The sequence below is a fragment of the Pseudomonas sp. NBB genome (assembly GCF_032701105.1).
GTDB classification, from domain to species: Bacteria; Pseudomonadota; Gammaproteobacteria; order Pseudomonadales; family Pseudomonadaceae; genus Aquipseudomonas; species Aquipseudomonas asiatica.
Genome location: NZ_CP103994.1, coordinates 3,523,770 through 3,544,784 on the forward strand (window position 1 = coordinate 3,523,770; position 21,015 = coordinate 3,544,784).

General features: G+C 64.0%; 21 protein-coding genes. 13 read left to right on the plus strand and 8 right to left on the minus strand.

The features are described from left to right. The first annotated feature begins 227 nt into the window (after positions 1–227). From NY023_RS16410 to NY023_RS16445, 8 genes are all read left to right on the plus strand, one after another. The gene (locus tag NY023_RS16410; RefSeq protein WP_003258678.1) at positions 228–824 is read left to right on the plus strand and encodes an amino acid synthesis family protein; all 597 of its coding nucleotides are present in this window, start codon (positions 228–230) and stop codon (positions 822–824) included. Positions 825–892: 68 nt separating this feature from the next. Next, complete coding sequence (locus NY023_RS16415) at positions 893–1,726, plus strand: alpha/beta fold hydrolase (RefSeq protein WP_013973028.1); 834 nt, start codon at positions 893–895, stop codon at positions 1,724–1,726. Further along, complete coding sequence (locus NY023_RS16420; RefSeq protein ID WP_024087305.1) at positions 1,723–3,204, plus strand: aldehyde dehydrogenase; 1,482 nt, start codon at positions 1,723–1,725, stop codon at positions 3,202–3,204. The genes NY023_RS16415 and NY023_RS16420 overlap by 4 nt, the downstream gene beginning before the upstream one ends. A 13-nt stretch (positions 3,205–3,217) precedes the next feature. Beyond that, positions 3,218–3,703: a flavin reductase family protein gene (locus NY023_RS16425; protein WP_003258675.1), complete on the plus strand. Its 486-nt coding sequence runs from the start codon at positions 3,218–3,220 to the stop codon at positions 3,701–3,703. A 151-nt stretch (positions 3,704–3,854) separates the two neighbouring features. Beyond that, on the plus strand, positions 3,855–4,244 hold the full coding sequence (locus tag NY023_RS16430; protein ID WP_008100863.1) for a carboxymuconolactone decarboxylase family protein: 390 nt from the start codon (positions 3,855–3,857) through the stop codon (positions 4,242–4,244). 90 nt (positions 4,245–4,334) lie between these two features. Continuing rightward, positions 4,335–5,081 (plus strand): GntR family transcriptional regulator, encoded by a 747-nt coding sequence (locus NY023_RS16435; protein ID WP_013973031.1) that lies wholly within the window; start codon positions 4,335–4,337, stop codon positions 5,079–5,081. A 21-nt stretch (positions 5,082–5,102) separates the two neighbouring features. Then, positions 5,103–5,666: an NUDIX hydrolase gene (locus NY023_RS16440; RefSeq protein WP_013973032.1), complete on the plus strand. Its 564-nt coding sequence runs from the start codon at positions 5,103–5,105 to the stop codon at positions 5,664–5,666. 184 nt (positions 5,667–5,850) lie between these two features. Continuing rightward, complete coding sequence (locus tag NY023_RS16445) at positions 5,851–7,632, plus strand: ATP-binding protein (RefSeq protein ID WP_044047081.1); 1,782 nt, start codon at positions 5,851–5,853, stop codon at positions 7,630–7,632. Between the two features lie 3 nt (positions 7,633–7,635). Here the strand turns inward: NY023_RS16445 and NY023_RS16450 are convergent, their stop codons facing one another. Continuing rightward, positions 7,636–8,268: a LysE family translocator gene (locus NY023_RS16450; protein WP_023660833.1), complete on the minus strand. Its 633-nt coding sequence runs from the start codon at positions 8,266–8,268 to the stop codon at positions 7,636–7,638. Between the two features lie 130 nt (positions 8,269–8,398). After that, entirely contained in the window at positions 8,399–9,013 is a 615-nt protein-coding gene (locus NY023_RS16455; RefSeq protein WP_044047082.1) for a LysE family translocator, read from the minus strand. A 112-nt stretch (positions 9,014–9,125) separates the two neighbouring features. Here NY023_RS16455 and NY023_RS16460 point away from each other — a divergent pair, with 112 nt between their 5' ends. Both NY023_RS16460 and NY023_RS16465 read left to right on the plus strand, forming a co-directional pair. After that, the gene (locus NY023_RS16460) at positions 9,126–9,578 is read left to right on the plus strand and encodes an Lrp/AsnC family transcriptional regulator (RefSeq protein WP_015270735.1); all 453 of its coding nucleotides are present in this window, start codon (positions 9,126–9,128) and stop codon (positions 9,576–9,578) included. A 414-nt stretch (positions 9,579–9,992) separates the two neighbouring features. Further along, positions 9,993–11,405: a purine-cytosine permease family protein gene (locus tag NY023_RS16465; protein ID WP_025338785.1), complete on the plus strand. Its 1,413-nt coding sequence runs from the start codon at positions 9,993–9,995 to the stop codon at positions 11,403–11,405. A 126-nt stretch (positions 11,406–11,531) separates the two neighbouring features. Here NY023_RS16465 and NY023_RS16470 read toward each other — a convergent pair whose 3' ends face one another. The 5 genes from NY023_RS16470 to glnT all read right to left on the minus strand — a co-directional run bounded on the left by NY023_RS16470 (position 11,532) and on the right by glnT (position 17,340). Beyond that, on the minus strand, positions 11,532–12,836 hold the full coding sequence (locus NY023_RS16470) for an ammonium transporter (RefSeq protein ID WP_013973038.1): 1,305 nt from the start codon (positions 12,834–12,836) through the stop codon (positions 11,532–11,534). A gap of 153 nt (positions 12,837–12,989) precedes the next feature. Continuing rightward, on the minus strand, positions 12,990–14,315 hold the full coding sequence (locus NY023_RS16475; protein WP_013973039.1) for an FMN-binding glutamate synthase family protein: 1,326 nt from the start codon (positions 14,313–14,315) through the stop codon (positions 12,990–12,992). A 16-nt stretch (positions 14,316–14,331) separates the two neighbouring features. Then, on the minus strand, positions 14,332–15,006 hold the full coding sequence (locus NY023_RS16480; protein WP_013973040.1) for a protein glxC: 675 nt from the start codon (positions 15,004–15,006) through the stop codon (positions 14,332–14,334). A 27-nt stretch (positions 15,007–15,033) separates the two neighbouring features. Then, positions 15,034–15,939 carry a class II glutamine amidotransferase gene (locus NY023_RS16485; RefSeq protein ID WP_013973041.1) on the minus strand — a complete coding sequence of 302 codons (906 nt, stop codon included), beginning with the start codon at positions 15,937–15,939 and terminating at the stop codon, positions 15,034–15,036. Positions 15,940–16,005: 66 nt separating this feature from the next. Next, on the minus strand, positions 16,006–17,340 hold the full coding sequence (glnT, locus tag NY023_RS16490) for a type III glutamate--ammonia ligase (RefSeq protein WP_013973042.1): 1,335 nt from the start codon (positions 17,338–17,340) through the stop codon (positions 16,006–16,008). 311 nt (positions 17,341–17,651) lie between these two features. On the opposite strand from glnT, the gene NY023_RS16495 reads away from it, so the two are divergent. Then, a complete protein-coding gene (locus NY023_RS16495; protein ID WP_013973043.1) occupies positions 17,652–18,251 on the plus strand; it encodes a helix-turn-helix domain-containing protein in 600 nt (199 codons plus the stop codon). 63 nt (positions 18,252–18,314) lie between these two features. Here NY023_RS16495 and NY023_RS16500 read toward each other — a convergent pair whose 3' ends face one another. Next, positions 18,315–19,019, minus strand: a complete 705-nt coding sequence (locus NY023_RS16500; protein ID WP_013973044.1) for an NUDIX hydrolase — start codon at positions 19,017–19,019, stop codon at positions 18,315–18,317. A gap of 138 nt (positions 19,020–19,157) precedes the next feature. On the opposite strand from NY023_RS16500, the gene NY023_RS16505 reads away from it, so the two are divergent. Beyond that, positions 19,158–19,808, plus strand: a complete 651-nt coding sequence (locus NY023_RS16505; protein WP_013973045.1) for an isochorismatase family protein — start codon at positions 19,158–19,160, stop codon at positions 19,806–19,808. Next, positions 19,805–21,001: a nicotinate phosphoribosyltransferase gene (gene pncB, locus NY023_RS16510; protein ID WP_013973046.1), complete on the plus strand. Its 1,197-nt coding sequence runs from the start codon at positions 19,805–19,807 to the stop codon at positions 20,999–21,001. Before NY023_RS16505 ends, pncB begins: the two co-directional genes overlap by 4 nt. Positions 21,002–21,015 lie beyond the last annotated feature (14 nt).

A 21,015-nucleotide genomic window follows, 5' to 3' on the forward strand; every position in this document is an offset into this window, starting at 1 on the left:
TTCGCGGGTAAACCCGCTCCCACAGGTATGGCGCAGACCATGAACCCTGTGGGGTACCTGTGGGAGCGGGTTCACCGCGAAGAGGCCGGTACAGAACGCCACAAAAACCCCGATACACAGCGCCTTTCGTCCCCTCGCAAGAGAAATTTCCAGCCACCTCTTGCACAACAAATATTATGGTATACCATCAGACAACAAGAGCTGATAACCCTCACCAGGAGCCACCCATGAGTTTCGAAATCCGCAAGATCGTCACCTACTCCGAAGAGACCCGCATCGAAGGCGGCAAGGCCACCGACAAGCCGGTGACCATGGTCGGCCTGGCCGTCGTGATCAAGAACCCATGGGCCGGTCGCGGTTTCGTTGAAGATCTGAAGCCGGAAATCCGTGCCAACTGCTCGGACTTGGGTGCCCTGATGGTCGAGCGCCTGACTGCAGCCATCGGCGGCGCCGACAAGATCGAAGCCTACGGCAAGGCCGCAGTCGTCGGTGCCGACGGCGAAATCGAACACGCCTCGGCGGTGATCCACACCCTGCGCTTCGGCAACCACTACCGTGAAGCGGTACAGGCCAAGAGCTACCTGAGCTTCACCAACAAGCGCGGCGGCCCGGGCACCTCGATCCAGATCCCGATGATGCAGAAGGACGACGAAGGCCTGCGTTCGCACTACATCACCCTGGAAATGCAGATCGAAGATGCCCCGCGTGCCGATGAGATCGTCGTGGTCCTGGGCGCCTCCGACGGTGGCCGCCTGCACCCGCGCATCGGCAACCGCTACATCGACCTGGAAGAACTGGCTGCCGAAAAAGCCAACGCTCAATAACAACAACCAAGACGGGCCGGGGCGTGGCGTGCTTACCCGCCGCGCCCGACCTTCAAGGAGCGCCCTCCATGATTCAGCCTGTCGCTGAACGCACACCCGCCGGCACCAGCTACCTGTCCGTCGGCCAGGGCCAACCTGTGGTACTGATCCACGGCGTGGGCCTGAACAAGGAAATGTGGGGCGGTCAGTTCGTTGGCCTGGCCAACGACTACCGCGTCATCGCCTACGACATGCTCGGCCACGGCCAGAGCGCGCTGCCAGCCGCCGACATCGGCCTGGAAGGTTATGCCGCGCAACTCGCCGAACTGCTCGACCACCTGCAGATCGCGCAAGCCACCGTGATCGGCTTTTCCATGGGCGGCCTGGTCGCCCGGGCGTTCGCCCTCGAATACCCACAGCGCCTGGCTGCACTGGTAGTGCTCAACAGCGTGTTCAACCGCACCCCCGAGCAGAGTGCCGGCGTTATCGCCCGCGCCGCCCAGGCTGCGCAGCTTGGCCCCGACGCCAACGTCGACGCCGCGCTCGACCGCTGGTTCAGCCGTGAATACAAGGCTGCCAACCCGGCGCAGGTCGCCGCCATTCGCCAGGTGCTGGCGAGCAACGACCCGCAGGGCTACCACACCACTTATTCGCTGTTCGCCACCCAGGACATGTACCGCGCCGCCGACCTGGCCAGCATCCAGGTGCCGACGCTGATCGCCACCGGCGAACTCGACTCGGGCTCCACCCCGGCCATGACCCGCCAGCTCGCCGCCAGCATTCCTGGCGCACACAGCGTGGTCCTCGCCGAGCAACGGCATATGATGCCGGTGGAAGCACCGCGTGAAGTCAACAAGATGCTGCTGGACTTCCTCGCGCAAGCCCGCACCCTCACCGAATCCGCCAAGGGGATTGTTGCATGACCCTCGTTCGTTTCCAGATGTGCATCGACGGCCAATGGCGCGATGCCCAGAGCGGCAAGACCTTCGACAGCCTCAACCCGGCCACCGCCCAGGCCTGGGCGCAACTGCCCGACGCCGACGAGGCCGATGTCGAGCTGGCCGTGCAGGCCGCCCAGCGCGCCTTCGACAGCAAGGAGTGGCGCAGCATCACCGCCACCGCGCGCGGCAAGCTGCTGCGTCGCCTGGGTGACCTGATTGCCGAAAACAAGGAACACCTGGCCCAGCTGGAAAGCCGTGACAACGGCAAGCTGATCCGCGAAACCCGCGGCCAGGTCGGCTACCTGCCAGAGTTCTTCCACTACACCGCAGGCCTAGCCGACAAGCTTGAAGGCGGCACCCTGCCGCTGGACAAGCCCGACCTGTTCGCCTACACCGTGCACGAGCCGATCGGCGTGGTGGCCGGGATCATCCCGTGGAACAGCCCGCTGTACCTCACCGCCATCAAGCTGGCCCCGGCCCTGGCCGCCGGCAACACCATCGTGCTCAAGCCGTCCGAACACGCCTCGGCGACCATCCTCGAGCTGGCCCGCCTGGCCCTCGAGGCCGGCTTCCCGGCTGGTGTGGTCAACGTGGTCACCGGCTACGGCCCCAGCACCGGCGCGGCGCTGACCCGCCACCCGCTGGTGCGCAAGATCGCCTTCACCGGCGGCGCCGCCACCGCCCGCCACGTGGTGCGCAGCAGCGCCGAGAACTTCGCCAAGCTGTCGCTGGAGCTGGGCGGCAAGTCGCCGAACATCATCTTCGCCGATGCCGACCTGGACAGCGCCATCAACGGCGCCGTGGCAGGCATTTATGCTGCCTCCGGGCAAAGCTGCGTGGCCGGCTCGCGCCTGCTGGTGCAGGACGAGATCTTCGACGAGTTCGTCGAACGCCTGATCGCCCGCGCCAGGCGCATCCGCATCGGCAACCCGCAGGACGATGCCAGCGAAATGGGCCCCATGGCCACCGCGCAACAGCTGGCCGTGGTCGAAGGCCTGGTGGCCGCTGCCAAGGCCGAAGGCGCCAAGCTGCACATGGGCGGCAAGCGTGCCGAGGTCGAGGGTGATGGCTGGTTCTACGAGCCGACCCTGTTCGAGTGCGACAGCAACTCGATGACCATCATGCAGGAAGAGGTGTTCGGCCCGGTTGCCGCGGTAATCCGCTTCAAGACCGAGGAAGAGGCCCTGGCCATCGCCAACGACTCGCAGTTCGGCCTGGCCGCCGGCATCTGGACCCGCGACCTGGGCCGTGCCCACCGCCTGGCCCGCGACGTGCGTTCGGGGATCATCTGGGTCAACACCTACCGTGCCGTGTCGGCCATGGCGCCGATCGGCGGGTTCAAGAACAGCGGCTACGGCCGTGAGAGCGGCATCGATTCGGTGCTGGCCTATACCGAGCTGAAGACGGTGTGGATCAACCTGTCCACGGCGCCGATGCCCGACCCGTTTGTGATGCGCTAAGAGGTAGCACGAGATGATCGAACCAGGCATCTACAAAGACGTGATGGGCTCGTTCCCGTCCGGCGTCACCGTGGTCACCACCCTGGACGCCGACGGTGGCATCGTCGGCATCACCGCCAGCGCGTTCAGCGCGCTGTCGATCGACCCGGCGCTGGTGCTGTTCTGCCCCAACTACGCCTCCGACACCTACCCCATCCTGCGTGACAGCAAGCAGTTCGCGATTCACCTGCTGTCCGCCGACCAGACCGCCGAGGCCTATGCCTTCGCCGGCAAGGGCAAGGACAAGGCCAAAGGCATCGACTGGCACCTGAGCGAGCTGGGCAACCCGCTGCTGGCCAAGGCCACGGCGATCATCGAATGCGAGCTGTGGCGCGAGTACGACGGCGGTGACCACGCGATCATCGTCGGCGCGGTGAAGAACCTGGTGCTGCCGGCCGAGCCGGTGACCCCGATGGTGTACCACAAGGGCAAGCTGGGCGCCCTGCCGCCCCTGGGCTGATGGACCTTGAGCTCGGCGTTGGCTTCTTCGCGGGTAAACCCGCTCCCACAGGGATCGCACAGATGCTGAAACCTGTGCAGTACCTGTGGGAGCGGGTTCACCCGCGAAGAAGCCAACGCAAATGACCCTGTTTAAATCCGGAGTACTGCACATGAGCAATGAAAAGTACGAAAAAGGCCTGCAGATCCGCACCCAGGTACTGGGCGAGGACTACGTCAACCGCTCGATCCAGAACGCCGACGACTTCACCAAGCCGTTGCAGGAGCTGGTCACCGAATACTGCTGGGGCCACGTCTGGGGCCGCGAAGGCTTGTCGCTCAAAGAGCGCAGCATGATAAACTTGGCCATGATTTCCGCGCTCAACCGGCCCCACGAGCTCAAGCTGCACATTCGCGGCGCCTTGCGTAATGGCCTGAGCCGTGAACAGATTCGCGAGATCCTGCTCCAGGTCGGCATTTATTGCGGCGTGCCCGCGGCGGTGGACAGTTTCCGCCTGGCCCGCGAAGCGTTCGCTGAAGCCGATGCGGAGTCAACCCGTTAACACCGGGCTGTTCGAACCCACGCAAGGAGCACCCAAGGTTCGTGGTGCTGTTGCGGTTGCGGCCGGGCAGCCTCTTTAAGAGCGCACTTGATGAAACGCCAGCCACTCGACGACAGCTTCAAGGTCAATCGCAACCCCGTTACCCTGCGCGAAATCGTGCTCGACAAGCTGCGCGCCGCGATCATGAACTTCCACCTGCTGCCAGGCGATCGCCTGGTCGAGCGCGACCTCTGCGACCGCCTCGGCGTCAGCCGCACCTCGGTGCGTGAAGCCCTGCGCCACCTGGAATCCGAAGGCCTGGTGGAATTTGCCGACGCCAAGGGCCCGCGCGTGGCCATCATCACCCTGGAAGACGCCCGCGATATCTACGAGCTGCGCTGCGTGCTCGAAGGCCTGATCGTGCAGCTGTTCACCCTGAACGCAAAGGCCAAGGACATCCGCGCCCTGGAACGCGCGCTGGAGGTCAACCGCGAAGCCCTCGAGGAAGGCGAACTGCAACAGGTGCTGGACTCGGTACAAGGGTTCTACGATGTGCTGCTGGAAGGCTCCGGCAACCAGGTGGCCGCCCAGCAGCTGCGCCAGTTGCAGGCGCGCATCAGCTACCTGCGCGCCACCTCGGTGTCGCAGGAGAACCGCCGCGGCGCCAGCAACCGCGAAATGGAAAAGATCGTCGAGGCGATCAAGAGCGGCGACCCGCTGGTTGCCCACCAGGCCTCGGTCGACCACGTCCGCGCCGCCGCCAAGGTGGCCCTGGACTACCTGCGCCAGAAGCAGGATGACAACGTCAAGGTGCGCGAGATGGTCGAGCCCCTGGCCTTGAAGGATCCCCGCATATAAGCAACCCACAGGCCACCGATCATGCCCAACGCCCCGCGCTACTGCCCGCACTGCACCACGGAACTGGCCCGGGGCGTTCCCACAGGCGACACCCACGAACGCCTGCACTGCACCGGCTGCGGCTACATCCACTACATCAACCCGAAGATCATCGCCGGCTGCATCATCGAGCGTGATGGCAAGTACCTGCTGTGCCAGCGCGCCATCCCGCCGCGCCCCGGCACCTGGACCTTGCCGGCCGGGTTCATGGAGGCCGGCGAAACCACCGAGCAGGCAGCCCTGCGCGAGGTCTGGGAAGAAAGCGGCGTACGTGCCGAAATCGTCTCGCCGTACTCGATCTTCAGCGTCCCGAAGATAAGCGAGGTCTACATCATCTTCCGCGCCATCGCCACCGAGGAAACCGGGCAGTACGGGGCGGAAACGCTGGCCTACAGGTTCTTCGAGCCGGACGAGATCCCGTGGGATGAAATCTACTATCCGGCAATCCGGCAGATTCTCGAGCGCTATATCCTCGAGCGGCAGGCTGGGGTTTATGGCATCTACATGGGCAATGACGACACTGGCAAGGTGCACTTCATTCGCTAGCCTGGGCCGGCCTCTTCGCGGGCCTGCCCGCTCCCACCTGTAAGGCGCAAAGCTTGAGCAATGTGCTATCCCTGTGGGAGCGGGCAAGCCCGCGAAGAGGCCGGTACACGTAACACAAAACCCTCGCCAAGCGTCTATTCTCGGTGCACCCTTAAGGCCTTACGCAAAAGGACCAGCAGTGCACATGGCAAAATGGCTAGACGGCGGCGGTCTGATGGCCGAGCGCATCCGCAACCACGATTGGGCCGCCACCCCGCTGGGCCCGCTGGAGCACTGGCCCGACCCGCTGAAAACCAGCCTGGCCCTGTGCCTGGCCTCGCGCTTTCCGCAAGCCGTGCTCTGGGGCCCTGACCTGCTCACCCTGCACAACGACGCCTTCTCGCAGATACTCGGGCAAAAGCCCTCGGCATTGGGCATCCCCTTCCGCGCCGTGTGGCAGGAGGCCTGGGCCGACATCGGCCACATGGCCAACCGCGCCCTGGCCGGCGAGGCGGTGTACATCGAAGACTTCCCGCTCGTCATCGACCGCAACGGCGGCCCCGAACGGGCCTATTTCACCTTCTGCTACAGCCCCATACGCGACCACGACGGCAAGGTGCTGGGCATGCTCGATACAGTCACCGAAACCACCGCCAGCGTGCTCGCCAACCAGCGCCTGAACTTCCTCGACGACCTGGGCCGCGCCGTGGCAGACGCCACCGACCCGGACCAGATCCTTGCCACTACCACGCGCATGCTGGTCGAGCACCTGCAACTGTCGAGTTGCGCCTATGCGGTGATGGAGCCCGACGAAGACGGTTTCACCATCTGCGGTGACGCCGTGGCGCCCGGCTCGCCGCATCTGTTGGGCCGCTATCGGTTGCAGGATTTTGGCAAGCTGGCGCTCGGCCGCCTGCGCAATGGCCTGCCGTTGGTCATCCAGGACAACCTGAGCGAGCTGTCCCCGGAGGAAGCTGCCACCTTCCAGGCCATCGGCATTACCGCGACCATTTGCATGCCCCTGATCAAAGGCGGCCGACTGACCGCGCTGATGGCCATACACGACAAGGTGCCACGGGAGTGGACCCACTATGAACAGACGCTGATCAGTGAAGTCACCGAGCGCTGCTGGGCGCATATCCAGCGGGTACAGGCCCACGCCGAGGTCCGCGAAGCCATGGCGGCACTGGAGGCGCTGAATGCCACCCTCGAACAGCGCGTGGATGAACGCACCAGCCAGTTGCTGCACACAGAAGCCGTGCTGCGCCAGACCCAGAAGCTCGAAGCCATTGGCCAACTTACCGGTGGCGTGGCTCATGACTTCAACAACCTGCTGACCATCATTCGCTCGTCGCTGCATTTTCTGCAGCGCCCCAACCTCGATGCACAGCGTCGCGAACGCTATCTCAAGACCATGTCCGACACTGTCGACCGCGGTTCCAAGCTGACCGGCCAATTACTGGCCTTCGCCCGCCGCCAGGCCTTGAGCCCGCAAGTGTTCGAGGCAGGGCCACGGCTGGAGGCCATGGCCGACATGCTCGACACTGCCACCGGTGCGCGGATCCAGGTCGAGCTGCAGTTGCCACAGGCGCCTTGCCATATCCGCGCCGACCTCAATCAACTGGAAACCGCGGTAATCAACCTGATGCTCAACGGCCGCGACGCCATGGCCGGCGAAGGCACCTTGCAGCTGCGCCTGCAGGCTGACCAGTCACTGCCCGCCCTGCGCGGCCAGGCGCCACAGCCGGGCCCGTTCGCGGCGATTTCGGTGAGCGACAGCGGTGTCGGCATTGCCACCGAACTGCTGGAGCGTATCTTCGACCCGTTCTTCACTACCAAGGCACCGGGTGAAGGCACCGGGCTCGGGCTGTCGCAGGTGTTCGGTTTCGCCAGGCAGTCCGGGGGCGATGTGCAGGTGAAGAGTGTGCCGGGCCAGGGCACCACTTTTACCTTGTACCTGCCCCAGGAGCCGCCGCCTGAGGCCTAGCGGTCAACGCCGCCCTTCGGCCAGCATGCGCACGGCCAGGCCCGCCAGCACCGTACCCATCAGCCAGCGCTGAACCTGCTGCCATAGCGGGCGACCGGCGAGGAATACGGCGATCGACCCGGCCATGATCGCGATCAGTGCATTGACCGAAACGCTGATGGCGATCTGCGTCGACCCCAGCACCAGCGACTGCAGCAGCACGCTGCCATGCCCCGGCTCGATGAACTGCGGCATCAACGACAGGTACATGACGGCGATCTTGGGGTTTAGCAGGCTGGTGGCAAAGCCCATGGTGAACAGCCGCCGCGGGCTGTCGGCAGGCAGGTCGCGAACCTGGAACGGCGACCGGCCACCAGGGCGCAGCGCCTGCCAGGCCAGGTACAACAGGTACAGCGCGCCACCGATGCGCAGCGCGTCATAGGCAAAAGGCACGGCCATCACCAGGGCGGTGATGCCCAGCGCGGCGCAGAACATGTAGATGACGAAGCCAAGGGCCACACCACCCAACGAAATCAGGCCGGCCTTGCGGCCCTGGCAGATCGATCGGGAGATCAGGTAGATCATGTTCGGCCCTGGGGTCAGGACCATGCCGAGGCAGATCAGGGCGAAGGTGAGCAGTTGCGTGGTTTCGGGCATGGGGCACATCCTGGTTGTGCGTTGAAGTGCTGCGAGTTTATCCAAGGCCATGCATGTCGTCTTTACCCTTGGCTCTCGCCTGCCAGGTTAACGCGGCAACCTGTAGGAGCGGCCAACGCACGCCAGTGAGTCAGCTGATCTGGCCGGCTATCAAGCCCAGGGCCACCGTGATCATCGCCACCCCCGACACCCGCCCGACCAGCTTCGCCGCCCCCGGCCGGGTGCTCAACACGGCTTTGGCGCCATAACCGACCAGCGAGTAGATCACCAACGAGCTGCACAGGTGCACCAGGCCCAGCAGCAAGATCTGCAACGGCACCGGCCAGCTCGACTGCGGGTCGGTGAACTGCGGCAACAACGCCAGGAACAGCAAAAACACTTTCGGGTTCAGGCCACTGACGCAAAACCCTTTCAATGCCCAGCGAGACCCCGACTCCCCCGCACCATCCTGCCCGGCCGCCGGCAAGGCCGGGCTCAGCAGCAGGTTGCCACCCAGCCACAGCAGGTAGCTACACCCCGCCAGGGTCAGCAAGGTCAGCGCCAGCGGGTGGCCGGCCAGCAGGCTGCCGACCCCTGCCGCCACCACCAGGGTCGCAAGGAAATGCCCCGACAACATCCCCGCCACCGCGGGCATTACCCAGCGCCCCCGCATGCCGGCCGAAATGGTATAGGCCCAGTCCGCGCCCGGCGTAATCACGAACAGCATCGACACGGCCCAGAACGCCGTCAGAACACTGAGAGCCACTTGAATCTTCCTTTTTCCACTGCTTTGGGATGACGAAAGATTACGGATTCCGCCGAGGGATTTTCTTTCGTATATTCCCCAACAGCCCTCAATTACTGGAAGATCCTTCTCGATGGACAGGACAGATCGAAAAATCCTTGCCGAACTGCAAAAAGACGGTCGGCTATCGGTGACCGAGTTGGCTGACCGAGTGGGGCTCAGCCTGTCGCCCTGCCATCGGCGCTTGAAGGCGCTGGAGGAGTCCGGGGCGATTCTTGGCTATCACGCCCGCTTGGCGCCGAGCGCCCTGGGGTTAAACTTTGCCGCGCTGGTATTCGTGACCTTGCGCGAAGTCACTCGCCAGCCGGTAGCGGACTTTGAAGCGGCGCTGGCCGAAATCCCGCAGATCGTCGAGGCGCAGCGGCTGTTTGGCGACCCGGATTACCTGCTGCATGTGGTGGCCAAGGATTTGCCGGCGTTCCAGAAGCTGTATGACGAGCAGCTGACCAGCATTCCCAATGTGAAACGGTTGAGTTCGACGCTGGTGATGAAAGAGGTGATTCAGGATCGGTTGTTGCCGATGTAGCGTTGTTGCCTGAGCCGGCCCTTTCGCGGGTGAACCCGCTCCCACAGGTAATGCGCATGACTTGAAATCAATGCGGTCAAGGTGGGAGCGGGTTTACCCGCGAAAGGGCCGACACGGGCGACATTTTTATCTGCCCTGCAAACGCGCACGGCGCCCCAGAAAAGCACACCGCTTCTTACCTCCTTATTGCCCAAACCCCTCTAGCCCAAGCCCTCCCGCACCCTGGCACCCTCCTTGCTACCGTCCCCCGCTTAACCTTTTGTCAGCCTTAGGTTTTTTAAGGTTTATGGGCACATATTTACTAATTTCTCGTTATCCCCGCGCCCCGCATCATCGCTCCAACAAGAACGCGTCGCCCTTCGCCGGCACGCCCCCGGGCAGCTCCCGATGCCCTACCTTGCCTTGGAGTCAGTCATGACCAGTGCAGCCAATTCGGCACCCCTCATAGAAAAACACACGATCGGCTACGTGCCCCCGCAAGACCGCCATGGAAAGGTAAGGGATCTGTTCACACTGTGGTTCGGTGGCAACATAGCGCCGCTACCCATCGTCACAGGCGCGCTGGGTGTGCAACTGTTCCACCTGAACCTGGTGTGGGGCATCGTCGCGATCCTGGTCGGCCACCTGGTCGGTGGCGTACTGATGGCGCTGCACTCGGCCCAGGGCCCGCAGATGGGCATCCCGCAGATGATCCAGAGCCGCGCCCAGTTCGGCTCGCTCGGCGCGCTGCTGGTGGTGGTGATCGCCGGGGTCATGTACATCGGCTTCTTCGCCTCCAACATCGTCCTCGCCGGCAAGTCGCTGCACGGCGTGGTCGATGCCGTGCCGGTACCGGTGGGCATCGTCATCGGTGCGCTGGGCTCGGGCATCATCGGCATCATCGGCTACCGCTTCATCCACGTGCTCAACCGCATCGGCACCTGGGTGCTGGGTATCGGCATCGTGGTCGGCTTCGGCTACATCTTCAGCCACGTGCAAAGCGACGACTTCCTCACCCGCGGCGGCTTCAACCTGGCCGGCTGGCTGGCCACCGTGTCACTGGCGGCGCTGTGGCAGATCGCCTTTGCACCCTACGTGTCGGACTACTCGCGCTACCTGCCGGCGGACGTGAAGGTCAGCTCGACGTTCTGGACTACCTACCTGGGCTCGGCCCTGGGTTCGAGCCTGTCGTTCATCTTCGGCGCCGTGGCGGTGCTGGCGATCCCGGCCGGCATGGACACCATGGATGCAGTCAAGCTGGCCACCGGTACCCTCGGCCCGATCATGCTGGTGCTGTTCCTGCTCAGCGTGATCAGCCACAACGCACTCAACCTGTATGGCGCAGTGCTGTCGATCATCACCCTGGTGCAAACCTTCGCCCACCGCTGGATCCCCACCGCCAAGAGCCGCGCCGTGCTGTCGCTGGTAGTACTGACGGCCTGCTGCGTGGTGGCGGTGTTCGCCTCGGCGGACTTCATCGGCCACTTCGTCGACATGGTGCTGGTGCTGCTGGTGGTGCTGGTGCCGTGGACAGCAATCAACCTGATCGACTTCTATGCCATCCACAAGGGTGACTACGATATCCAGTCGATCTTCCAGGTCGATGGCGGTATCTACGGGCGCTACAACCCGCAGGCGCTGATCGCCTATGCCGTGGGCATCGTGGTGCAGATCCCGTTCATGAACACGCCGCTGTATGTCGGGCCGATTTCCGAGCATATCAACGGAGCGGACCTGTCGTGGCTGGTGGGGCTGGCGGTTACTTCGCCGCTTTACTGGTGGCTGGCCAGCCGTGATAGCGCCTACCGTCGCCGGCAGATGAGTGCCAAGGTGGCCATGGGGCACTGATTCAAACTGTCCCGGCCTCTTCGCGGGTGAACCCGCTCCTACAGGGATAGCGCACGTCTCAGGATCTGTGCTTTCCCTGTGGGAGCGGGTTTACCCGCGAATAGGCCGGTACAGGCAACACATCAATCAGAGGTTGTAGGCCCGCTCATTGTGCTCCGCCAGGTCCAGCCCCTGTTCTTCCTCTTCCCGGCTGGCCCGAAGGCCGATGGTCAGCTTGATCGCCCCCAGAATCGCCCAACTCACCACAAAGCAATACACGAAGGTGAACGCCACCCCCTTCAACTGCACCAATGCCTGCCCGACCGGTGATGCACCCTCCACATAGCCGCCCAACGCAGGCGCGGCAAAGACCCCGGTAAGGATCGCGCCGACCATTCCGCCCACGCCATGCAGGCCGAACACATCCAGGCTGTCGTCATAACCCAGCGCCTGTTTCAACCGGGTCACGGCAAAGAAGCAGATGGCCCCGGTCAACAACCCGATCACCAGCGCGCCCAACGGCCCGACGAATGCACAGGCCGGGGTAATGCCGACCAACCCTGCCAAAGCCCCTGAAGCCGCACCCAAGGCCGTCGGCCGACCATGCGCCACCTTCTCGGTCAGCAACCAGCCGACAATCCCCGCACAGGCCGCCACCATGGTCGCCAGCATCACCACCCCTGCCGCCTGGTTGGCCGCGAGCCCCGAGCCGACGTTGAAGCCGAACCAGCCCACCCACAGCAACCCGGCGCCCACCAGGGTGAAACCGAGGTTGTGCGGCGGCATGGCCACCTGCGGGTAGCCCTTGCGCTTGCCCAGCATCAACGCCGCAGCCAGCGCTGCCACGCCGGAGTTGATATGCACGGCGGTACCGCCGGCAAAGTCCAGCACACCCCAGTTGACCATCAACGCCCCCGGCCCGCCCCAGACCATGTGCGCGATCGGCGCGTACACCAGCACGAACCAGGCGGCCATGAACAGCAACGAAGCACTGAACTTCATGCGTTCGGCAAAACCACCGGCAATCAGCGCCGGGGTAATGATGGCGAAGGTCAGCTGGAACACTGCGAACACGCCTTCGGGGATGGTGCCGACCAGGCTGTCATGGCCGATGTCCAGCATCAGCGCCTTGCCCAGCCCGCCAATGAAGCTGTTGAGGGTCAGCTGGCCCTCGACCATGCCGGTGGTGTCTACCACCAGGCTGTAGCCGAACAGCACCCAGAGAATGCCGATCACCCCGGCCACCGCGAACAACTGGGTGAATACCGAGAGGAAGTTCTTGGCCCGCACCATGCCACCGTAGAACAGTGCCAGGCCCGGGATGCACATCATCAGCACGAACATCGCGGCGCAGATCATCCAGGCGGTGTTGCCGGTGTCCAGGGTGGGGTCGGCGGCGTGGGCCCGGGTGGTCAGGGCTAACAACATTACAGCGAGGGTGAGGTGCTTCATGGAGTCACTCCTGTGTGAATGGTGGAGGTGCTCTGGGGCTGCCTTGCAGCCCATCGCGACCCAAGGCCGCTCCTGCAGGGGGGCGATACGCGGTCCCCTGTAGGAGCGGCCTTGGGTCGCGAAAGGGCCGCAAAGCGGCCCCCGACGGTCAACTCAATACTGCGCCTGCCCCGGCACCCAGGCGGTCCCCGCCAACGGCACCCGTGCCATCGCCGCAGCCTCCACGGTCAACGCCACCAGGTCCTCCGGGTCGAGGTTGTGCAAGTGCGACTTGCCACACGCCCGCGCCATGGTCTGCGCCTCCAGCACAAGCACCCGCAAGTAGTTGGCCAGCCGGCGCCCGGCCTCCTCCGGGTTCAGGCGCCTGGCCAGCTCCGGGTCCTGGGTGGTAATGCCGGCCGGGTCGCGGCCGTTCTGCCAGTCATCATAGAAACCGGCCGCAGAACCGATTTTCTTCAGTTCGGCATCCAGCCGAGGGTGGTTGTCACCCAGCGCGATCAACGCCGCAGTACCAATGGCCACCGCATCAGCCCCGAGGGCCATGGCCTTGGCCACGTCGGCGCCATTGCGAATACCCCCGGAAACGATCAGCTGCACCTTGCGGTGCATGCCCATTTCCTGCAGCGCCTGCACTGCCTGCGGAATGGCCGGCAGAATCGGGATGCCAACGTGTTCGATGAACACTTCCTGAGTCGCGGCGGTACCGCCCTGCATGCCGTCGAGCACGATCACATCGGCACCAGCCTTCACCGCCAGCTTCACGTCGTAGTACGGGCGGCTGGCGCCGATCTTCACGTAGATGGGTTTTTCCCAGTCGGTGATCTCGCGGATCTCGGCAATCTTGATCGCCAGGTCATCCGGCCCGGTCCAGTCCGGGTGGCGACAGGCGCTACGCTGGTCGACGCCGATCGGCAAGGTGCGCATGCCGGCCACGCGCTCGGTTACCTTCATGCCCAGCAGCATGCCGCCACCGCCCGGCTTGGCACCCTGCCCGAGGACGATCTCGATGGCATCGGCCTTGCGCAGGTCGTCGGGGTTCATGCCGTAGCGCGACGGCAGGTACTGGTACACCAGGTGCTGCGACTGGCCGCGTTCCTCCGGGGTCATGCCGCCGTCGCCAGTGGTGGTGCTGGTGCCGGCGATGGTCGCACCACGGCCCAAGGCCTCTTTGGCGTTGGCCGACAGCGCGCCAAAGCTCATGCCGGCGATGGTCACCGGAATTTTCAGGTGGATCGGCTTCTTGGCGAAGCGGGTGCCCAGCAGCACATCGGTGCCGCACTTCTCGCGGTAGCCTTCCAGCGGGTAGCGCGACACGCTGGCACCGAGCAGCAGCAGGTCGTCGAAGTGCGGCACGCGGCGCTTGGTGCCGCCGCCGCGGATGTCGTAGATGCCGGTTTCGGCGGCACGCTGGATTTCCTGGATGGTCAGGCGGTCGAAGGTGGCCGACTCACGCAGTACCGGGGGGAATTGCTCGCTCATGGGGAATGCTCCTGGATCAGTACGCGCTGGCGTTGTCGACTTTGAAGTTGTACAGCTGGCGAGCCGAGCCGTAGCGTTTGAAATCGGCAGCCTTGTGGTCCAGGCCGGCCTTGTTCAGCAGTTCCTGCAGCTCTTGCAGGTGCTCGGCGCGCATCTCTTTCTCGATGCAGTCCGAACCCAGTGACTGCACCGAGCCCTTGACGTAGATGCGCACCTCGTACAGCGAATCGCCCAGCGCATCGCCGGCATCGCCACACACCACCAAACGCCCGGCCTGGCCCATGAAGCAGCTCATGTGGCCGATGCTGCCGCCGACGACAATATCCACGCCCTTCATGGAAATACCGCAGCGCGCGCCGGCATCACCCTCGATCACCAGCAGCCCGCCATGGGCTGTGGCGCCGGCGGCCTGGGAGGCGCTGCCCTTGACCCGTACCGTGCCGGACATCATGTTCTCGGCCACGCCGACACCGACGTTGCCATGCACGGTGACGCTGGCCTGCTGGTTCATGCCGGCGCAGTAGTAGCCGGCGTGGCCTTCGATATCCACGGCCACGGCGGCGTTGATGCCCACGGCCAGGTTGTGCTTGCCGTCGGGGTGGGTCACCCGCCATTCGTGGTCCTGCACCTCACCGTGCAGGGACTGGTTGAGGACACGCACCGAGGTGCTGGAAAGGTCGATCGTATTCATGTGGTTCTCCAGTGGTTCGGTGGCAGGTCAGGCGCTTTCGCGTTCCCAGACGTACAGGGTGGCCGGGGCCGGTTCCCAGACCTTGGCGTGCTCGATGCCCGGCAGGCTGGCCAGTGCCTGGTACTCCGAGGCCATGGCCACGTAGTCGTCGGTCTCGGCCAGCACGGCGGGTTTGCAGGCGATCGGGTCGCGGATCACGGCAAAGCCATTGCGGGTGCCGATGGCAAAGGTGAAGAAGCCGTCCAGGTCTTCCAGGGCGCCATCCAGGGCCTGGGCCAGGCTGTCGCCCTGCTGCAGGCGCCAGGTCAGGTAGCCGGCGGCCACTTCGGTGTCGTTGTCGGTCTCGAAGCTGATGCCTTCGCGCTTGAGCTTCTGGCGCAGGCGGAAGTGGTTGGACAGCGAGCCGTTGTGCACCAGGCACAGGTCGGCGCCGGTGGAGAACGGGTGGCTGCCCTCCATGGTCACGGCGCTTTCGGTGGCCATGCGGGTATGGCCGATGATGTGGCTGCCTTTCATGCCGGCCAGGCCGAAGCGGCTGGAGATTTCCGCCGGCAGGCCCATGCCCTTGAGGATCTCGATGCTCTGCCCGGCGCTCATGATGCGCACGTCAGGGGCCAGTTCGCTCAGGGCCTGGCGGGCCGACGCCTCGCGGGTGTGTACCTTGAGCACTGCAGCGCTGGCGTTCTGGAACCAGTCCAGCGAGCAGCCCAGGCGCCCTTCCAGCTGGCCCATCAGGGCCGCCCAGGGGTAGTTGACGTCAGTGGCCTGCAGGGTCAGCTTGACCCAGCCATCGGCCACTTCGTCGCCGTAGATGGCAAAGCCGGCGCTGTCCGGGCCACGGTCGGTCATGGCTTCGAGCATGGGTTCGAAGAGCTTGCCGAGCTGGGCTTCCAGCTCGGGTTTTTTCAGGTACAGACCTACGATTCCACACATGATGATGCTCCTTACTAGGCAGTGGGCGACCGCTTTCGTGCTGGCTGCCCAAGGGATTGGGGGCGCTCAGAAGAATTCGGTGTAACGCTGGATTTCCCAGTCGGAGACGTGGCGGCAGTACTCCACCCACTCCATGCGCTTGAGCTTGATGAACTCATCGACGATCTCGGCGCCCAGCACTTCGCGGAACAGCGGGTCGGCCTCCAGGGCGTCGGCGGCTTCCTTCAACGACTGCGGCAAGGTCTTGATGCCACGTGCGGCAATCTCTTCCAGGCTCAGGTTGTAGAGGTTCTCGTTGCACATCTCGCCCGGCTCCAGTTGGCGGTCGATGCCATCGAGGCCGGCGGCAATGATCGCGGCGGTGACCAGGTAGGGGTTGCAGCCAGCGTCCGGCAGGCGGAACTCCAGGCGGCCATAAGGGATGCGCACCATCGCCGAGCGGTTGTTGGCGCCGTAGGCGACAAACGCCGGGGCCCAGGTGGCGCCGGAAAGCGAGCGGCCGACCACCAGGCGCTTGTACGAGTTGACCGTGGGTGCGGCGAAGGCGCACAGCGCCGGGCCATGGGCCAGCAGGCCTGCGGCAAAGTGGTAGGCCAGCTTCGACAGGCCCATGCCGCTGCTGTCGGACGGGTCATGGAACAGGTTCTTGTTGGTGCTGCTGGCCAGCGACAGGTGGAAGTGCATGCCATTGCCGGCGCGCTTGGGGTCGGGCTTGGGCATGAACGAACAGATCATGCCCAGGTCGTTGGCGATCTCGCCGGCGGCCATGCGGAAGAAGGTGAAGCGATCGGCCGACTCCATGGCGTCGCTGTAGGTGTAGTTGATCTCGAACTGGCCGTTGGCGTCCTCGTGGTCGATCTGGTAGATGTCGAAGCCCACCGGCTGCAACGCCTCGGTCAGGCGCTCGAGGAACAGCCGCGAACGCGACAGGCCCTTGTAGTCGTAGCACGGCTTGTCGAGGTTGTCGGAGGCATCCACCAGTTGCAGCTTGCCATCCTCGTCGCGGCGGAACAGGCTGAATTCGGGTTCCAGGCCGGTGTTCAGGGTCCAGCCCTTGTCGGCCAGGCGCTGCACCTGCTGCTGCAACACATGACGGCTGTCGTAGGGCCAGGGTTGGCCGTTCACGTGGCCTACGCACACCACCCGGCCGTAGCCGGGCTGCCACGGTACCGGGATCAAGGTGGAAAGGTCGCCGCGGGCCATGAAGTCGGGGCCGTGCGGCTCCATGCCCATGCCGCAGATGGCGAACCCGGCAAAGCCGGCGCCCTCCTCGGCCACCATCTTCAGGCCCGAGACCGGCACCGATTTGGTCTTCGCCGAGCCATGGATATCGACGAACTGTGCCAGCACGTACTTGATGCCGTGCTGATCGAGGGTGCGCTGGGTTTCTGCTGGCAACATGGGTTGAACACTCCTGGGCAAGGGGCAATGATTCCGCATGAGAAACTTACTTTCCTAGCAGGAATGCAATGCGCTTGCCAACTTTGTTCAGGGTGCAACCTTGTGCCTGTTCGGGTCTCTTCGCGCGCCTGTGGGAGCGGGTTCACCCGCGAAGAGGTCCGCACCGGCAACCCAAAACCCAAGCAGATTTCCATGCTCCATTTATGGGAAACTTGTTTTCACCCGAGGAAAGATGCAGCCACCGTAGCTGCATTTCGCACTTTCCCAGTGCGAAAACTTTATTCTTGAACTGAAACCGTGCAGGACATTCGATGCCAACCGAAACCGAAACCGAACCGCGCCTTCGCCTGGAGCAGTACCTGGGCCTGCAGATCAAGCGCCAGCGCCAGGCCCAGTCCCTCAAGCTCGCCGACGTGGCGCGCATCGCCGGCATCAGCCAAGGCATGCTCAGCAAGATCGAGAACGCCCAGGTATCAACCAGCCTCGACACCCTCAGCCGCCTGTGCGATGTGCTGGGCATGCCGATGGCCAAGCTGTTCAGCCAATATGACCAGCCCGACGGCAATGCCTTGTTGGTGAAAGCCGGTGAAGGGCTGGAGGTGGTGCGCCGCGGTACCGAGAAAGGCCACACCTACCATTTGCTCAATCACGCCAGGGGGCCGAAGAAGAACTTCGAGGCGTACATGGTGACCATGGACGACGCCAGCGAAGAGTTCCCGACCTTCGCCCACCCCGGCACCGAGTTCCTCCACTTGCTGGAGGGTGAACTGGTGTACCGGCACGGCAACCAGCTCTATCACATGCAGGCCGGTGACAGCCTGACCTTCGACGGCGAGACCCCGCACGGCCCCGAGCAGTTGGTGCAAGTACCCATCCGCCTGTTGTCGATCATGAACTACAGCGACGAGTGACGCGGCGCGCCAGGCACCCGCGGAGAACAGGATGCCAACCGCTGCGCACACTGATGCAAGCGACTAAGCGCCCTCAGGCAGCAGACTGCGATCGAACATGAACGCCCGCTCCCCCTGTGGCGTGTACTGATATAACTGCTGCGGCCGGCCCAGCCTGGGCTGGTTCTTCTCCCCGGTGTCCCTCACCCACCCCAGCTCGCGCAAGCGCTCCAGGCGTTTGCGCAGCGAGGTGTTGTTCACCGCCTGCCCCAGGCAAGCCTGCATCGCGCCTAGCGCATCCAGCACAGTGAACTTCTCCGCCAGCAGGTACAGCGGCAGGCTGCTGTACACCGTCTTCGCCGCCAGCCGCTCACGGGCGCGCTCCACCAACAGGTTGTGATCAAAGGGCAACAGCACCTTGCGCGCCAATACGCTGTCCAAGTCGAAAAACGCCAGTTGCTCGCCCTCGACGGCCTGCCCGGGCTCGAGCAAAGCCAGGTAGTAGGTGCTGAGTGACCATCCACGCGGGTCGCGAAAGGCATTGCCCTCGGTACCTACCTGTTCCATGTAGCACGGTACAACCTGGGTTTTCTCGCGCAGTGCACGCTCGGCCGCAGCTTCCAGGCTGGTGTCGGGGGTGCGGCCATTGACGATCACCCCGGGCAAGGCCCATTGGCCGGCATGCGGTTCACGCTCACGACGGTGCAACAGCACCTGCAGATGCTGAGCTTCGGGGGCCATGCGCAGGGCGACGATATCGACGCTGGCCAGGACTTCGACTGCATTCACCGGGGGACTCCTTGTTCAAGGCCTTCATAATCCACCAGGGTGTATAAGTAAGGCAACAACAAATCCCGAACAAGATGGCACTTGACATACTTAATACACCAGGTGAACTATATAGCCATGTCAGCAAGGAGAACCGCCATGAAGATCGCCAGTTTCGATGTCGACGCCCAGAACGGCTTCACCAACAACGTGCCACAAGAACTGCCGGTTCCTGAAGGCGATGAAATCGCGGTAGATCTTAATACCATGGCGTTACGCGCCGACCTGCGCCTGGGCAGCAAGGACGCCCACCCGGCCAACGCCGCCTGGGTAGTCGCCGACCCCGCGCACATGCTGCAGCCCCTGCAGCTGGCCAACGCCGACCTGACCTGGGTCAGCCACTGCGTGCCCGGCACACCCGGCTTCGAGTTGCTGCCCGGCCTGCCGGCCCCCATCGACTATGACTATTTCGTATGGAAAGGCGTCGAGCCCGACCTGCACCCCTACGGCGCCTGCTACCACGACCTGGCCGAACGCCGCTCCACCGGGGTGATCGAGTACCTCAAGGTGCAGCAGGTGGGCGCGGTGATCGTCGGTGGCCTGGCCCTGGACTATTGCGTCAGGACCACTGCGCGCCAATTGCGCCAGGCCGGCTTCCAGGTGCTGTTGTACCTGCCGGCCTGCCGCGCCCTCACCCAGGCAGGCGCCATCGAAGCATGTGGCGCCCTGGCCGCCGAGGGCGTGATCCTCTGCGGCGACGAAGCCGCGCTCGACTACCAGCTCTCTCTGATCAAGGAAGACCGCCCATGAGCGACAGCGTTTTCGGCCCACGCATCATCCAGAACCTGCTGGACACCGATTTCTACAAGATCACCATGATGCAGGCGGTGCTGCACAACTACCCCAATGCCGAGGTGGAATGGGAGTTTCGCTGCCGTAACGGCGAGAACCTCGCACCTTACCTGGCGGAAATCCGGTATCAGGTCGAGCAACTGGCCGATGTCAGCGTCACGCATGACCAGCTCGCCTACCTGGAGAAGATCCCGTTCATCAAACCGGATTTCATCCGTTTTCTCAGCCTGTTCCGCTTCAACCTGCGCTATGTGCAGGTGGGGCTGGATGATGCCGGGCAACTGGCGATTCGCGTGCGCGGGCCGTGGTTGCACGTGATTCTCTACGAGATCCCGCTGCTGGCGATCATCAGCGAGGTGCGCAACCGCTACCGTTATCGCGAGGTGGTGATCGAGCAGGTCCGCGAGCGCCTGTATCAGAACCTCGACTGGCTGAAGGCCGAGGCCAGCGCCGAAGAACTGGCCGGTTTCCAACTGGCCGACTTCGGCACCCGGCGGCGCTTCTCCTACCGGGTGCAAGAAGAGGTGGTGCACATTCTGAAGCGTGACTTCCCGGGCCGCTTTGTCGGTACCAGCAACGTGCACCTGGCCCGCGAATACCAGCTCAAGCCGATCGGCACCATGGCGCACGAGTGGTTCATGGCTCACCAGCAACTCGGCCCGCGCCTGGTCGACAGCCAGGCTGCCGCGCTGGAATGCTGGGTGCGGGAGTACCGGGGGCTGCTGGGCATCGCCCTGACCGACTGCATTACCATGGACGCGTTCCTGGGCGACTTCGACTTGTACTTCGCCAAGCTGTTCGATGGCCTGCGGCACGATTCGGGTGATCCGCTGGCCTGGGCGGAAAAGGCCATTGCCCACTATGAGCGGCTGGGGATCGACCCCAAGAGCAAGACCCTGATCTTTTCCGACGGGCTGGACCTTGCCAAGGCGCTGGGGTTGTACCGGGCGCTGCATGAGCGGATCAATGTGAGCTTTGGCATTGGTACCAGGCTGACCTGCGATATCCCGGGCGTGGAGCCGATGAATATCGTGATCAAGATGACGGCCTGCAATGGGGCACCAGTGGCCAAGATTTCCGACAGCCCGGGCAAGACACAGTGCCGGGATGAAAACTTCGTGGCGTACCTCAAACATGTTTTCAATTGCTGAAGGGTGGCACCCTT